General features: G+C 69.5%; 17 protein-coding genes. 10 read left to right on the top strand and 7 right to left on the bottom strand.

Going from position 1 to position 14,426, the window contains the following annotated elements:
• Positions 1-28: 28 nt before the first annotated feature.
• The 7 genes from alr to ACFXMV_RS08820 are packed head-to-tail and all read left to right on the top strand — an operon-like array spanning position 29 to position 5,463.
• Positions 29-1,186, top strand: a complete 1,158-nt coding sequence (gene alr / locus ACFXMV_RS08850) for an alanine racemase (protein WP_378500261.1) — start codon at positions 29-31, stop codon at positions 1,184-1,186.
• Positions 1,183-2,256: an alpha/beta fold hydrolase gene (locus tag ACFXMV_RS08845; RefSeq protein WP_378502880.1), complete on the top strand. Its 1,074-nt coding sequence runs from the start codon at positions 1,183-1,185 to the stop codon at positions 2,254-2,256. Before alr ends, ACFXMV_RS08845 begins: the two co-directional genes overlap by 4 nt.
• Positions 2,249-2,728 (top strand): tRNA (adenosine(37)-N6)-threonylcarbamoyltransferase complex ATPase subunit type 1 TsaE, encoded by a 480-nt coding sequence (tsaE, locus tag ACFXMV_RS08840; RefSeq protein ID WP_378500264.1) that lies wholly within the window; start codon positions 2,249-2,251, stop codon positions 2,726-2,728. The genes ACFXMV_RS08845 and tsaE overlap by 8 nt, the downstream gene beginning before the upstream one ends.
• A 21-nt stretch (positions 2,729-2,749) precedes the next feature.
• Positions 2,750-3,394, top strand: coding sequence for a tRNA (adenosine(37)-N6)-threonylcarbamoyltransferase complex dimerization subunit type 1 TsaB (gene tsaB / locus ACFXMV_RS08835; RefSeq protein ID WP_378500265.1), 645 nt, complete (start codon positions 2,750-2,752; stop codon positions 3,392-3,394).
• Positions 3,391-3,873 carry a ribosomal protein S18-alanine N-acetyltransferase gene (gene rimI, locus ACFXMV_RS08830; RefSeq protein ID WP_378500266.1) on the top strand — a complete coding sequence of 161 codons (483 nt, stop codon included), beginning with the start codon at positions 3,391-3,393 and terminating at the stop codon, positions 3,871-3,873. The genes tsaB and rimI overlap by 4 nt, the downstream gene beginning before the upstream one ends.
• Positions 3,870-4,922 (top strand): tRNA (adenosine(37)-N6)-threonylcarbamoyltransferase complex transferase subunit TsaD, encoded by a 1,053-nt coding sequence (gene tsaD, locus ACFXMV_RS08825; protein ID WP_378500267.1) that lies wholly within the window; start codon positions 3,870-3,872, stop codon positions 4,920-4,922. Before rimI ends, tsaD begins: the two co-directional genes overlap by 4 nt.
• Positions 4,912-5,463: a potassium channel family protein gene (locus tag ACFXMV_RS08820; protein WP_378500268.1), complete on the top strand. Its 552-nt coding sequence runs from the start codon at positions 4,912-4,914 to the stop codon at positions 5,461-5,463. The genes tsaD and ACFXMV_RS08820 overlap by 11 nt, the downstream gene beginning before the upstream one ends.
• On the opposite strand, the gene ACFXMV_RS08815 is transcribed toward ACFXMV_RS08820, so the two are convergent.
• The 3 genes from ACFXMV_RS08815 to ACFXMV_RS08805 form a co-directional block, all read right to left on the bottom strand.
• Positions 5,453-5,896, bottom strand: a complete 444-nt coding sequence (locus ACFXMV_RS08815; protein WP_378500269.1) for an RrF2 family transcriptional regulator — start codon at positions 5,894-5,896, stop codon at positions 5,453-5,455. The genes ACFXMV_RS08820 and ACFXMV_RS08815 overlap by 11 nt on opposite strands.
• A gap of 43 nt (positions 5,897-5,939) precedes the next feature.
• Complete coding sequence (locus ACFXMV_RS08810) at positions 5,940-7,673, bottom strand: TIGR03767 family metallophosphoesterase (RefSeq protein WP_378502879.1); 1,734 nt, start codon at positions 7,671-7,673, stop codon at positions 5,940-5,942.
• Positions 7,674-7,756: 83 nt separating this feature from the next.
• Complete coding sequence (locus tag ACFXMV_RS08805) at positions 7,757-8,107, bottom strand: DoxX family protein (protein ID WP_378502391.1); 351 nt, start codon at positions 8,105-8,107, stop codon at positions 7,757-7,759.
• Positions 8,108-8,352: 245 nt separating this feature from the next.
• Between ACFXMV_RS08805 and groES the strand changes: the two genes are divergently transcribed.
• Together groES and groL are read left to right on the top strand one after the other, a co-directional pair.
• A complete protein-coding gene (gene groES, locus ACFXMV_RS08800; RefSeq protein ID WP_027501788.1) occupies positions 8,353-8,652 on the top strand; it encodes a co-chaperone GroES in 300 nt (99 codons plus the stop codon).
• A gap of 88 nt (positions 8,653-8,740) precedes the next feature.
• Complete coding sequence (groL, locus tag ACFXMV_RS08795) at positions 8,741-10,360, top strand: chaperonin GroEL (RefSeq protein WP_378502878.1); 1,620 nt, start codon at positions 8,741-8,743, stop codon at positions 10,358-10,360.
• Between the two features lie 130 nt (positions 10,361-10,490).
• Here groL and ACFXMV_RS08790 read toward each other — a convergent pair whose 3' ends face one another.
• The 4 genes from ACFXMV_RS08790 to ACFXMV_RS08775 form a co-directional block, all read right to left on the bottom strand.
• On the bottom strand, positions 10,491-11,219 hold the full coding sequence (locus tag ACFXMV_RS08790) for an anti-sigma factor domain-containing protein (protein WP_378502055.1): 729 nt from the start codon (positions 11,217-11,219) through the stop codon (positions 10,491-10,493).
• Positions 11,219-11,872 (bottom strand): ECF RNA polymerase sigma factor SigK, encoded by a 654-nt coding sequence (gene sigK / locus ACFXMV_RS08785; RefSeq protein WP_378502054.1) that lies wholly within the window; start codon positions 11,870-11,872, stop codon positions 11,219-11,221. Before sigK ends, ACFXMV_RS08790 begins: the two co-directional genes overlap by 1 nt.
• A 178-nt stretch (positions 11,873-12,050) precedes the next feature.
• Positions 12,051-12,695 carry a fasciclin domain-containing protein gene (locus ACFXMV_RS08780; RefSeq protein ID WP_378502877.1) on the bottom strand — a complete coding sequence of 215 codons (645 nt, stop codon included), beginning with the start codon at positions 12,693-12,695 and terminating at the stop codon, positions 12,051-12,053.
• A gap of 130 nt (positions 12,696-12,825) precedes the next feature.
• Complete coding sequence (locus ACFXMV_RS08775) at positions 12,826-13,119, bottom strand: WhiB family transcriptional regulator (protein ID WP_378502876.1); 294 nt, start codon at positions 13,117-13,119, stop codon at positions 12,826-12,828.
• 474 nt (positions 13,120-13,593) lie between these two features.
• On the opposite strand from ACFXMV_RS08775, the gene ACFXMV_RS08770 reads away from it, so the two are divergent.
• Entirely contained in the window at positions 13,594-14,418 is an 825-nt protein-coding gene (locus ACFXMV_RS08770; RefSeq protein ID WP_378501918.1) for a hypothetical protein, read from the top strand.
• Positions 14,419-14,426 lie beyond the last annotated feature (8 nt).

Genomic DNA, 14,426 nt, shown 5'->3' with positions numbered 1-14,426 from the left:
CGACTTGTCCGTATGGGACGATCTGCGCATGACTTCCGCGTTGGCCCCGTCCACGCCGCAGGCGGAAGCGCTGATCGACCTCGATGCCATCGCCCACAACGTCCGTCTGCTCTGTGAGTATGCGGGCGACGCCGCCGTGATGGCCGTGGTCAAGGCCGACGCCTACAACCACGGCGCGGAGCGGGTGGCGCGTGCGGCGCTCGCCGCGGGGGCGGCCGAGTTGGGCGTCACGACCGTGGACGAGGCCCTGGCGCTGCGGGCTGCGGGCATCGAGGTGCCGATCCTGTCGTGGCTGCACACCCCGGACGCGGACTTCGGCGCCGCGATCGCCGCGGGAATCGAACTGAGCATCTCCTCTCCCCGGCACCTGCGGTCGGTGGTCGCGGCCGCGCGCGAACTCGGGACCACAGCGACCGTCACGCTCAAGGTGGACACCGGGCTGGGACGCAATGGCGTCTCGCCGTTCGAACTCGAGGACACCCTCCAGGACCTGGCCCGGGCGGAGGCCGAGGGCGCGGTGTGGCTGCGCGGGATGTTCTCCCACCTGGCGCACGCCGATCAGCCGCACCATCCGGTGATCGACACCCAGGCTGCGCGCCTGGGTCACGCCGTGGCGGAGGCCGCGCGGGTGGGTCTGCGCCCGGAGGTGGTGCACCTGGCGAACTCGGCCGCCGTGCTGACCCGGCCGGACCTGCGTTTCGACATGGTCCGCCCCGGAATCGCGATCTACGGACTTTCCCCGGTGCCGGAACTCGGCGGTTTCGGGCTGCGGCCCGCCATGACGCTGCGTGCGCGGGTGGCACTGGTGAAGAGGATCGCCGCGGGTGAGGGCGTGTCGTACGGGCACACCTGGGTAGCGAAGCGCGACACGACCGTCGCCCTGCTGCCGGTCGGCTACGCCGACGGCATCCCGCGTGCCCTCGGAGGACGCTTCGACGTGCAGATCGGTGGGCGCCGTCACCCGCAGATCGGCCGGGTCTGCATGGACCAGGTGGTCGTCGACCTCGGACCGGACTCCGCGGGGGTGACGGAGGGCGATGTCGCGGTGCTGTTCGGCAGCGGCGACGACGGCGAACCGGTGGCACAGGACTGGGCCGACGCGCTCGAGACCATCCACTACGAAGTGGTGACAGGGGTACGGGGGCGGGTCGTCCGCAGCTACACCGGTGGGGAGGACCCGCGATGAGACCGTTGGGGAAGGGCCTGATCGGAGGCGCTGTCACGGCCGCCGCGCTCGGCGCGCTCGCGGGGATCACCGTCGGTCACCGGCCGTCGTCGCGCCGCGGCGGACGACGAGACCGGTACGCCAAGGAAGACTTCCGGCTGATGAGCGCCGACCGTGCCAGCATCGTCGCCGCGGAGGACGGCACCGCCCTCGCGGTCCGTGAGGTGGGCCCAGCCGACGCCCCGCTCACGGTGGTCTTCGTGCACGGCTACTGCCTGCGCATGGAGTCCTGGCATTTTCAGCGGCGTCAGCTTGAGAAGCGCTGGGGCAAGGCGGTTCGCATGGTCTTCTTCGACCAGCGTGGGCATGGCAGGTCCGGCATTCCCGCTCCGGAGAGCTGCACCATCGGCCAGCTCGGCCGGGACCTCGACGTAGTCCTGCAGGCCGTCGCCCCACGCGGTCCGGTGGTGCTCGTCGGCCACTCGATGGGCGGCATGTCGATCCTGGCCCTGGCCCGGCAGGTGCCGGAGTTGTTCGGCACCAAGGTGATCGGCGTCGGCCTCATCGCGACCGCAGCCGAGGGGCTGAACAAGACCGGGTTGAGCAGGAACCTGCAGAACCCGGTGATCGACGCCTTCCGGCTCGCGGTCCGCACCTCGCCCGGGCTGGTGCAGCTCGGTCGCGGCGCCGCCCGCACGCTGATCTCCCCGATCCTGCGCGCCGCGTCCTACGGCACCGACGTCAGCGAGTCGCTGGAGCGGTTCTCCGACTGGATGCTCAACCAGACGTCGGTGACCACGATCGTGAACTTCCTCAAGTCCCTTGAGCTGCACGATGAATCGGCGGCGCTGCCGGTGATCGCGGAGCTGCCGTCGTTGGTGGTCTGCGGCGACGCGGACATGATCCTGCCGTTCTCTCAGTCCGAGGCGATGGCGGCCGAGCTCCCCGAGTCCGAGCTGGTCCGCGTGGTCGGCGGCGGGCACCTGGTGCAGCTCGAGTTCCCGCTCCGGGTCACGGACGCGATCGACCGGCTGGTGGGCCGCTCCATCGCCGCGAAGGGCGACGCGGAGCGGACGGTTGTCGGTGGCTGACCACGATCCGCGCACGATCCACCTGCCGACCGCCGAGGACACCGAGGCGTTCGGCAGGCGCCTCGCCCTCGAACTGAACGCGGGCGACCTCGTGGTGCTCGACGGCCCGCTCGGCGCGGGCAAGACCGCACTCTCTAGGGGGATCGCGGCTGGGCTCGGCGTGCAGGGCCGGGTCAGCTCGCCGACCTTCATCATCGCCAGGGAGCACCGGGCGGGCGAGCGCCCCGGCGGCGGTGAGCCGGTGGCCATGGTGCACGTCGACGCCTACCGGCTCGGCATTGGAGCGGATCCGGGGCAGACCTTCGACGAACTCGACGCCCTGGACCTGGACACGGACCTCGCGGGCGCCGTCGTGGTGGTCGAGTGGGGCGAGGGCGTCGTCGAGCACCTGGCCGAGCGGCATCTGCTGGTGCGGCTGCGGCGCGAACCGGAGTCGGACGTGCGCACCGCGCAGTGGTCCTGGGTTCCGTAGCGCTAGGTATCCTCGGTAACCGTGCTCGTACTCGCGGTAGATACCGCCACGCCCGCCGTGACAGCAGGGGTGGTGCTCCTCGAGGGCGACACCCCGAAGACCCTGGCCACCCGCATCACGGTCAACGCGCGGGCCCACGCGGAGGTGCTGACCCCACACATCCTCGAATGCCTGGCCGAGGCCGGTGTCGCCGTGGCGGACCTCGACGCCGTCGTGGTCGGGTGTGGTCCGGGGCCGTTCACCGGACTGCGGGTCGGCATGGCCACGGCCGCCGCGTTCGGCGATGCACTCGGCATCCCCGTGCACGGCGTGTGCAGCCTGGACGCGATCGCGGTCGAGGCCGCGCTCGGGCGGGACCTGTTGGTGGTCACCGATGCCCGTCGCCGCGAGGTGTACTGGGCGCGCTACAGCGCCGGTGTCCGGGTGCAGGGTCCGGAGGTGAACAAGCCGGCCGATCTGGAACCGACTCCCTCACAGGCGATCGCGGGATCGGCTGGTCACGTCGACCTGTTCGACCTGCCCGTCGAGCCCGTCGAGACGCCGTCGCCCGCTGGGCTGGTCGCGATGGCAGCGACCGCGCTGCGATCCGGTGCCGAGCCCGAGCCGTTGGTTCCGCTGTACCTGCGCCGCCCCGACGCGGTCGCGATCGCGGACCGGAAGAAATGACCGCGCGGATCGTCGGGATGACCGCGGCCGATGCGACCCGCTGCGAGGAACTGGAGACGGTGCTGTTCCCCGGGGACAGCCCGTGGAGCGCGGACGCCTTCCGCTCCGAGCTGACGGGGCCGTACAACCGCTACTTCGTCGCCCGCGACGACACCGACGCAATGCTCGGCTACGCGGGAATCTCGCTGCTCGGCACCGGAGTCGACGCCGAGTCCGAGGTGCACACCATCGGGGTCGATCCCGATCATCAGCGGCGGGGCCTGGGCGCGCTGCTGCTCGGCGCACTGCTGCGGGAGGCCGATGAGCACGGCGGCCCGGTGTTCCTCGAGGTGCGCACGGATAACGAACCGGCGATCGCCCTCTACCGGGGAACGGGTTTCGAGATCGTCGGAACGCGAAGGAACTACTACCAGCCCAGCGGGGCCGACGCGTACACCATGCGCAGGCCGGCCGTCAGGGTCGAGGGGCAGCTGTCATGATCGTGATGGGGATCGAGAGCTCCTGCGACGAAACAGGAGTCGGCATCGTCCGGTGGCATGCGGACGGCACCTGTGAACTCCTCGCCGACGAGGTGGCCTCGAGCGTCGACCAGCACGCCCGCTACGGGGGCGTGGTTCCGGAGGTGGCCTCGCGCGCGCACCTCGAGGCCATTGTTCCGACCATGCGACGGGCCCTCGCGCAGGCGGGGATCGCCAAACCGGACGCGCTCGCGGTGACCATCGGACCGGGGCTGGCGGGTGCGCTGCTGGTCGGCGCCGCCGCCGCGAAGGCGTACGCCGCCGCCTGGGACGTGCCGTTCTACGCACTGAACCATCTCGGCGGTCACGTCGCGGTGGACACCCTCGAACACGGTCCGATGCCCGCGTGCGTCGCGCTGCTGGTCTCCGGCGGGCACACCCACCTGCTGCACGTCGAGGACCTGGCGCGGCCGATCGTCGAGCTCGGCACCACCGTGGACGACGCTGCGGGCGAGGCGTTCGACAAGGTCGCCCGGCTGCTCGGGCTCGGATTCCCCGGCGGCCCGGCGCTGGACGCGGCCGCGCAGGACGGGGATCCGAAGGCGATCGCATTCCCGCGCGGCATGACCGGTCCACGCGACGCGCGTTACGACTTCTCCTTCTCCGGACTCAAGACCGCCGTCGCGCGGTTCGTGGAGTCGAAGGAGCGGGCGGGCGAACCGCTGCCCATCCCGGACATCGCGGCGTCGTTCCAGGAGGCGGTGGCCGACGTGCTCACCATGAAGGCGGTGCGCGCGGCCACCGACGTCGGCGTCGACACGCTGGTGCTCGGCGGCGGCGCCACCGCGAACTCGCGTATTCGATCGCTGGCCGAGGAGCGTTGCGCCGCAGCCGGATTGACCCTTCGCATCCCCAAGCCTCGGTTGTGCACCGACAATGGGGTGATGATCGCCGCGTTGGGAGCGCACGTCATCGCTGGGGGCGCGACGCCGTCGCCGCTGACGGTCGCCACGGATCCCGGTCTCTCGGTGACCGTCAGCCAGTCGCGGACGGCGAGCGATGGGCGATGACCGGCTCGAGAGCCTGTCGAGGGCGCAGCGCCGCCGCCTGATCCGTCGGGCCGCTCTCCGTCCGGCGGCCAGCGCGGTGGCGTTGGTGGTCGCGTACTTCGTCATCCCGATGCAGGACCTGGATTCGGCCTCCGCGATCGGCGGACTGGTGCTGGGGCTGGTCGCGGTCGGCGCGCTGTTCGCCTGGCAGATCTGGAAGATCGCGCGGGCGGAGTATCCGGGCCTGCAGGCGATCGAGGGTCTTGCCCTGATGTTGCCCGGGTACCTGCTGGCGTTCGCGACGCTGTATCACCTGATGTCGCTGTCGGGGGTGGAAAACTTCAGCGAGCCGCTGTCGAAGGTCGACTCGCTGTACTTCACGCTGGTGTGCTTCTCGACCGTCGGGTTCGGGGACATCACCGCGACGACCGAGGTCGCACGGGCCATCGTCGCGGTGCAGATCGTGGGGAACCTGATCCTGATCGCACTCGGCGTCCGCGTCGTGATGGCCGCGGTGCGGCTCGGACGGCGTCGCAGAGGCGACGAGGAGCTCAGGCCCTGACGGGGTCGGACAGCGTCAGCAGGGTCAGTCCGGTCGGGGCCTGGATCAGGTCGTCGACGGTGACCCCGTCGAGTGAGTCGTAGAACGCGATCTGGGCGCGGCGCAGGGCGCCGCGGAGCCTGCAGCCGCTGCGCAGTGGACACGGATGATCGCCCTCGCAGGTGACGACCTCGTCCTCGCCTTCCAGGGCGCGGGCGAGCATGCCCACCGAGGTGTGGCGACCCGCATCGGTGATCGTGAGCCCGCCGCCCCGACCGCGGCGGGCTTCGACCATGCCGAGTTCGCGCAGCCGCACAACGACCTTGGCCGTGTGCGTGTACGGAATCGTCATCTGATCCGCCACCTGACTCGTCGTCAGGCCGCCGCCTCCGGGAGAGGCGGCCAGGCGCATCATCACGCGCAGCCCAAGGTCGGTGAAACGTGTTAGCTGCACGTCCCGACCGTATAATACTTGCATCTGAGATTCAACAAAACCATCACGCCCTCGGAGAGGTCAGCACCAGTTCGGTGTTGTGGTCGGCGGACCCGCCGAGCCGATTCGGATCCGTGTGGATGTCGTTGAGCGACAACTCGCGGTACAGCGACGCCAGACCGGCCTGGGAGAAGTCGCCGTGCCGGGCCTCGTACGGACTGTCCGCCTCGATCAGCGTGGTCAGCAGCGACAGCGTGCCATCCGCGTTGTCGACGACCTCGACGATGCGCGCGTGCTGCGGGAAATCGATGTGCGAGGCGGTGTTGATCTCCCAGAAGCCCTGCGCGGCAGTGGCCCCGGGGTGCGGGGTGATCTTGTTGTCGTGGGTGTGGCCGTTGACCCAGGCCAAGACGTTCGGGAACCGGTGCAGCAGATCCAGCAACTCGAACCCGGAATGCCTACGCTCGCCGGGGTTCTCCGGGTCCGGCACGAGGTTGCCCATGCTGTCACTGGTGTGGTGACTGAAGAGCAGGAAGTAGGTGTCCGCACGCGACTGGGTGACCGGCCTGCCGCCCGCGTCGTAGTACCGGCTGCTGCCCTCCTGGAGGGTGCGCTCGATCCAGCGGAACTGCGCCTCGCCGAGCGAGCCTTCGGTGAACCCCGCCCGGTTGGTGGAGTCCATGCCGATTCCGGCCACGCCAGGCGCGATCTCGAACGTGTAGTAGCCGATGCCGGTCGCGCCGGCGTCGGGCGCGAAGCCGTGGCCGACGGGCCCGGGGCCCGTGTTCTTCGGGTCGAGGTGCGCGGCGATGTACTGCCGCGGCGTGAACGGGGCCCGGGCCGGGTCGGGTGTGACCCGGCGCGGTGGGGTGGTGATCGCCGCCAGCACGGCCGGCACGCCCGCGGGGTCGAACTTGGTGGCGATGTCCACGGCCCTGGCCTGCTCGGGGGAGCCGGGCACCTCGATCTTCAGCGATCCGGTGTACATCGCCTCGAGCGGCGGGATCCCGCTCGGCAGCGTGCCCTGCACCGAGTCGTCGTGGTTGCCGAACACGCTGAACCAGGGGGTGTTCAGGCCGGGGCTGGTGACCGGGGTCAGGGTCGCCGCACCGAGCAGGCCGGGGATCTCGGGGAACCCGGCCTTCTTGTACATGTCGTGGATCGGCGACTCGGGGTTCCAGTACAGGTCTGCTCCCGAGTTCTGCACGCCCTCATAGCGGTCCGCGGCGCCGGTGTTCGGGATGAAGGTGCCGCCGTTGAGGGCGGTCAGGAACCAGCCGAGCTCCGCGTGCTCCTTGTTGTCGGTGTTGTCTCCGGTCGAGACCACCGCATCGAACGCGCGGCTGGTGTGCGGGCCACCTGGCAGGGAGTTGACCCGCGACACCAGCGCGACCAGGCCCTGCGTCGTGAGGGTCTCCTGTGGACGGAACGCCGAACTGGCGAACGGGTGCAGGTATTCGAACCGCATCGGCGACTGGGCGTCGACGATGTGCACGTCCGTGAGCTGCACGAGGGACGCCAGGGCGGTACGGCGCTCCTCGCGACCGGACCTGGCCGCGGCGAGTTCGCCGCGGACGATCATCGGCCAGCCCTGGCCTGCGGTGAGGGTCCGGTAGCCGGACCCTCCGACCGGGGTCGCAACGGCCTCGAGGGTGGTTCCGGCAAAAGAAGCGGGCAGCGGGTCGGCCGCGGCGTACCAGGTGCCCCATGGCGCCCTTCCGAATGAGCCGACCCCGATGGTCCCCGCGGCTCCGAGCCCGGCAAGTCCGATGAACGCGCGCCTGCTGATGTGTGCCACGGCGACGACTTTAGGTCACCCGGTGGCCGCCGAAATCGGAAATTGCCCGCCTGTCGGGCATTCGTCCATGTGTGGCCGATCGGTCAACTCGACGCGAGACGCAGTAGCAGCGCGGCGACGGCGATCGCCGCGTACGTGAGCGGGACGGGGAGATTCTTCGTGTCGTGGGACCGGATGTGGAAGACGACGGCCCCGATGAAGTAGCAGATGACCCCCAGCGCGGCGGCGATTCCCAGCGGTGCCCAGATCAGGCCCAGGATCAGGCCCGCAGCGCCTGCGAGCAGGATCGCCGCCAGCGAGTTCAGGCGGTCCTCGGGGACGCCGACCCGGGCGTAGGTCTGAACCACCCGGTCCCGGTGGCTCAGCTTCCGGATGGCCGCGAACCCGAGGAGGGCGGCGAGCAGAACGGACACGATGGCGGTGGCGACGAACATGGTGGGCTCCGGTTCTGTGCTCCCCAATCTAAGCAGCAAATCTCGCATCGATCACCTACCGCTTCGGAACCGACGATCCAACCTTGAGCGCTGGCACTCGCATGTATAGAGTGCTAGTTGGCGCTGACCCAGCCCCGGCACCCGCGACGACGGGGCTTGAGTGAGATGCCGCAAGCGTACGAACAAACCATCACGTCCCGGGATCAGCCTGGGACGCACAAACCCCTGAAAGTGGAGGGCTCATCGTGGCGAGCGTGAACATCAAGCCGCTCGAGGACAAGATCCTCGTCCAGGCCAACGAGGCCGAGACGACGACTGCCTCAGGCCTGGTCATCCCCGACACGGCCAAGGAGAAGCCCCAGGAGGGCACCGTCGTCGCCGTCGGCGAAGGACGCGTGACCGACAAGGGCAACCGGATCCCGGTCGACGTCAAGGAAGGCGACACCGTCATCTACAGCAAGTACGGCGGAACCGAGATCAAGTACGCCGGCCAGGAGTACCTGATCCTCTCGGCACGTGACGTGCTGGCTGTCATCTCCAAGTAAGCCACTTGCGAACCGCCCCGGCGTCCCACTCATGGGCCCGGGGCGGATCGCGTTGCGGACCCTCCCAATCCAGGAGTAGCTGAGCAATATGTCCAAGGAAATCCAGTTCAACGAGACCTCGCGCCGGGCTCTCGAGCGCGGCGTCGACACGCTGGCGGACGCGGTCAAGGTCACCCTCGGCCCGCGCGGTCGGCACGTGGTCCTCGCCAAGGCGTTCGGCGGCCCCACGGTCACCAACGACGGGGTGAGCATCGCCCGCGAGATCGATCTCGAGGATCCGTTCGAGAACCTCGGCGCCCAGCTCGTCAAGAGCGTCGCCACCAAGACCAATGACGTGGCGGGCGACGGCACCACCACGGCGACGGTGCTGGCGCAGGCACTGATCCACGGCGGCATGAAGAACGTTGCGGCAGGCGCCAACCCGATCTCTCTCGGTGCGGGCATCGCCCAGGCTGCCGACGCCGTGTCGGAGGCATTGATCGCGGCCGCCACCCCCGTCGAGGGCAAGGATGCGATCGCTCAGGTCGCCACCGTCTCGTCTCGCGACGAGGAAATCGGTGAGCTCGTCGGCGAGGCGATGACCCGGGTCGGCGTCGATGGCGTCGTCACCGTCGAGGAGTCCTCGACCCTGCAGACCGAGCTCGTCGTCACCGAGGGCGTGCAGTTCGACAAGGGCTACCTCTCGCCGTACTTCGTCACCGACATCGACGCGCAGCAGGCGATCTTCGAGGACGCGCTGATCCTGCTCTTCCGCGAGAAGATCAGCTCGTTGCCGGACTTCCTGCCGCTGCTCGAGAAGGTCGCCGAGGCGGGCAAGCCGCTGCTGATCATCGCCGAGGACGTCGAGGGCGAGGTGCTCTCCACCCTGGTGGTGAACTCCATCCGCAAGACGATCAAGGCCGTCGCGGTCAAGGCGCCGTTCTTCGGTGACCGTCGCAAGGCGTTCCTGGACGATCTCGCGGTCGTCACCGCGGGCACCGTGATCAACTCCGACGTGGGCCTGACCCTCAAGGAGGCCGGACTGGAGCTGCTCGGCAGCGCCCGTCGCGTCGTCGTCACCAAGGACGAGACCACCATCGTCGACGGTGCTGGCACCGAGGCGGACATCGAGGCCCGGGTCGGACAGCTGCGTCGCGAGATCGAGAACAGCGACTCCGACTGGGACCGTGAGAAGCTCGAGGAGCGCCTCGCCAAGCTGTCCGGTGGCGTCGCGGTGATCAAGGTCGGCGCCGCAACCGAGACCGAGCTGAAGGAGCGCAAGTTCCGCGTCGAGGATGCCGTCAACGCGGCCAAGGCCGCGGTCGAGGAGGGCATCGTGCCCGGCGGCGGCTCCGCGCTCGTGCAGGCCGGACAGGTGCTCGGCGCATTGGCCGCGTCGCTCTCCGGTGACGAGGCGACCGGTGTCGAGGTAGTGCGCGCGGCGCTGTCGGCCCCGCTGTTCTGGATCGCCACCAATGCCGGTGTCGACGGTTCGGTCGTGGTCAGCAAGGTCGCGGACGCGCCCAAGGGCCACGGCTTCAACGCCGCCACCCTCACCTACGGCGACCTGCTCGCCGACGGTGTGGTGGACCCGGTCAAGGTCACCCGCTCCGCGGTGGTCAACGCGGCCTCCGTCGCGCGCATGGTGCTCACCACCGAGGCCTCCGTGGTGGAGAAGCCGTTCGAGGCCCCCGCGGACGCGGGCCACGGCCACGGCCACAGCCACTAGTTCCACCGGCACCCTCGGGTGACCGACGACAGGCCCTCGGACGAGATCGTCAGGGGGCCTGTCGGTTTCAGCCCAGCGGCAGCGACATTCAGCCCAGCGGCAGCGACATTCAGCCCAGTGGCAGCGACATTCAGCCCAGTGGCAGCGACGCGAACACGTCGGAGGTCGGCTGCTCCGAACCGCCGGACGGTTCCACGGTGAAGGCCAGCAACGAGGCGCCGTCGAGATCGTCGAGCACCGCGACCGTCGAGGGCGACACCTGGTCCGGCGCCATGGTGCCCGCCGACACGGGCGCTCCGGTACCCGCGATGAGCCACATCTGGTAGACGGTGTCCGAAGCGGGCGGGGTGACACTGTTCATCATCAGCACCGCCGCGTCGGCCGACCTGGAGTAGGCGACCGTGGCCGAGCCGCCGGACGGCACCGCGGTCGACGACGTCCGGACGTCAGGGGCGGTCATCACCTGTGCCGCCACCGGCTGAGGCGGGGCAGTCTCGCGCAGCTGCTGGCCGATGAACACCCCGCCCGCGAGCAGCGCGGCGGCGGCGGCCACGGCGCCGGCCGCAAGCCTCCAGCGGGCGGTGCGGGTCCGTCGGTCGGCCAGCGGGATCGGAGCACGGGCCTGGCCCTCCGCCGCGATCTGTGTCAGCAGTCGTTCGCGGAGCCCCTCGGGCGGGGCGGTGGGACGCGCGGCCGCGACCGCGGCCATCGTCTCCCAGGTCTGGCGCACCACCGTCTCGAAGTCGGCCCGCAGCTCGTCGTCGGCGGTCGCCAGCAGCTGCTCGACCGCACGGCGGTCGTCCGCGTCCAGGGTGTCCAGGGCGTAGGCGTGGGCCAGGTCGATCTGGTCGTCGTTCATCACTGCACCCCCAGGCATCCTCTGAGCCGAACCAGTCCGTCCCGGATCCGGGTCTTGACGGTCGGCAGCGCCACCCCGAGCTGCGCGGCCACCTCACGGTAGGTGCGTCCGCCGTAGTAGGCGAGCGCGACCGACTCGCGTTGCACCGGCGTGAGGGCGCCGAGGCAGTCGATCACGGCCTGCCGGTCGAGCCGCCCGGTGACCTCCTCGGCGACCTCGTCGAACTCGCTGCCGCGGTTCCGCGACTCGTAGACCACCTCGCGGTTCGAGTGCGACTGTTCCGACCGGACCCGGTCGACGGCCCTGCGGTGCGCGAGGGTCATCAGCCAGGACACCGCGGAACCCCTGGCCGCGTCGAACCCGTCCGCGGTGCGCCAGAGCTGAAGGTAGACCTCCTGGGTGGTCTCTTCCGCGAAGCCGGGATCGCGCAGCACCCGCAGCACCATTCCGTAGACCCGGACGCAGGTCCGGTCGTAGAGCTCGGCGAACGAACTCGCGTCCCCGTCGGCGGCGCGGGAGAGCAGGGCTGCCAGTTCGGCCGCCTCGGCCTGACGGGAGTCGTGCGCGTGCCCGCTGTCCGTCGGACACGTCGCCCCACCGGTGTTGTGATCGGGTGCGGCGCCGGACCCCGTCGACCCCGGGCCCGTCACCATCGTGCGATTCCGTCCATCAACGATCACCGTAGCGCCCATCGCCGTCCCCTCCCTTCGTTCTGCCCCGTGTTCTCGGTCGGCCACGTGTCCCGCGAACGGCTCCCGAATGGCGCATTCGGTCAGTCAGAGTGACCGAATGGGCCATTCGGGAATGGGCTGCCGGTGCGTCTGCGGCCCACTACCGGGGCATCAGGACCGAATCGATGAGGTAGACGGTGGCATTCGCGGTGCTCACGCCGCCGCAGATGACGTTCGCGTCGTTCACCTTGAGGGCGTCCCCGGACCCGGTCACGGTCACCGTGCCACCCTCGACGGTCGGGTGCGGCCCGGCGATCTCGCTCGGTGCGATCCGGCCCGGCACCACGTGGTACGTGAGGACCGTGGTCAGCAGCGCGTCGTCGGTCTTGAGGGTGTCGATGGTGGCCGGATCGACCTTGCCGAACGCGTCATCGACCGGTGCGAACACGGTGAACTGTCCACCGTTGAGGGTGTCCACGAGATTCACATCGGGGTTGAGCTTTCCGGAGACTGCGGACACCAGGGTGGTGAGCAGTGGGTTGTTGGAGGCTGCGACGGCAACCGGATCCTTGGCCATGCCCGAGATCGAGCCGCCGCCCTGCGGCACGGCGGCGGCGTACTCGGCGCAGCCGGGTCCGACCAGATTCGCGGCGGGATCGGCCATCGCCTCCGGTGACATGGCGTCACTGGACGGCGAGGCGGCGGGGGAGGAGTCGTTGCTGTCGGAGGAACACGCCGAGACGCCGATCAGGGTCACCGATGCGGCGACGGCGACGGCGAAGATGCGGGCGGTGTCGATACTCATGGGGCTGCCTTCCCGATTGTGGTGCGAGTGCTGTCGGGAAGGCATTCGGAGCGAGGCGTGCGATGGATTGGTGAACGATCCCGGCGCGGCCCCGGTCTTCCGGGACCGCGCCGAAATCGGGGGCGACCGTCTACACCGCGATGCGGTGGCGACCCCTACGTGCGTGCATCTCGCGTTCGGTCTCGGACATGCCGCCCCAGATCCCGTACGGCTCGCTGACACTGAGGGCGTGGCTGCGGCACTGCGTGAGCACCGGGCACTGGTGGCACATCTCCTTGGCGCGCGTCTCGCGTTGGGTGCGGGCCCGGCCCCGCTCGCCATCCGGATGGAAGAACATTGCGGAGTCGACTCCGCGGCACAGGCCGTGCATCTGCCAGTCCCAGATATCGGCGTTCGGTCCGGGGAGGTGATTCGGCTGTGGCATGCCAGCTCCTGTCCATCCATGCACCTGAAGATCGTCCAGGTCTGAAAACAATTCGTCTCGGTAACGTTAGAGGTATTGCGGAAAACGAGTCAATAGTTCTCCAAGTGGCGATTTCCATAGTCTGCGCACGAGAAATTAACGTTCCGTTCATAGACAACGACACCTCATCGTGATTGGTTCCGTCGCGGATGGCCGGGCCGCGCGCCCTCAGCCGTCGGCCGAGTGTCCCTGAAGAGCGGTTTTTGGTCGACCGTCCAGGAAGGTGGGGCCGTATGGATGCTGTCAGTGGCCATGCGGGCACCGAGATTTTTGATTAACACAAATGCCACAAACCCGACGTTGAATCAGTTGCCTGATTCGGTCTTGAATTACATTGATGCGTTGGTAACTCTCGACAAACCCGGCGCGAATGAGTATTCGGGCACGGGTGGGGTGCGCAGTGTCGACGTCGATGGGGGACCTACCCTTGGCCCGGTGGGGACACTGATCGACGCCGCTTTCGGCGAACAGCCCGGGTTGGCCCCGTTGCCTGCCGCCGCCGACCAACAGCAGCACTGGCTCAGGGCGGTGGCGCTCGGTGGGCAGGGTCGCTACGCGGCTGCCCGCACCGAACTCTCGCGCATCGGGAGCAGGCGCTTCGCGCGCGGGGAGGGCCGTCCTGCATCGCGGGACATCGCGTCGCTGGCGTTGAGTACGGAGGCGTCGTTGCTCAGGCAGCTCGGGTGGCATCGGCTGGCGGCCGGCTTCGACGGCCGCGCGCTGGCGATCCTCGGCGGCCAGGCGGGCCGAGACGAGCTGCCGACGGCGATCGCCGCCGCCCGATGTGACGCGCTGACCGGGCTGGCCGCGGACGCGCTCGGCTGCGGACGGCTCGCGCTCGGCACCGCCCTGCTCGAACGGTGTGCGCCGCTCGTCGGGAACGATCCCGGCCTGTGGCGTCAGCGCATCCGGCTGAACTGGGTGAGCGCCGAGATCGCGTTGGCGTCGGGAAACGCCGAGTTGGCGCGTCGGCACGCGAGCACCGCCGTCGAACTGGCCCTTGCCGCCGACTCGGTGCGGCACCGGGTGAAGTCGGATTTGCTGTTGGCGGCCGCCCATAGTGCGGGCCCGAACCCCTCTTCGGCGGTTGATCTGGGCGAACAGGTGCTCGATCGATGCGCGGAGCACGGGTTGTTGCCGCTGCGATGGGCGGCGGCGATGCTTGTCAACGGAGTCCGTCCCACCGCGGAGGCGGCGGCGATCCGGGACGACTGTCGACGGCAAATCACCGACCGCGGTGGCCGATTCAGGGAACTGTGAGTGACAGT

Source organism: Rhodococcus sp. NPDC059179 (assembly GCF_042754885.1).
GTDB lineage: Bacteria > Actinomycetota > Actinomycetes > Mycobacteriales > Mycobacteriaceae > Rhodococcus_G.
The sequence above is the reverse complement of the archived record's forward strand: the minus strand, read 5'-3'. Positions and strand labels throughout refer to the sequence as shown.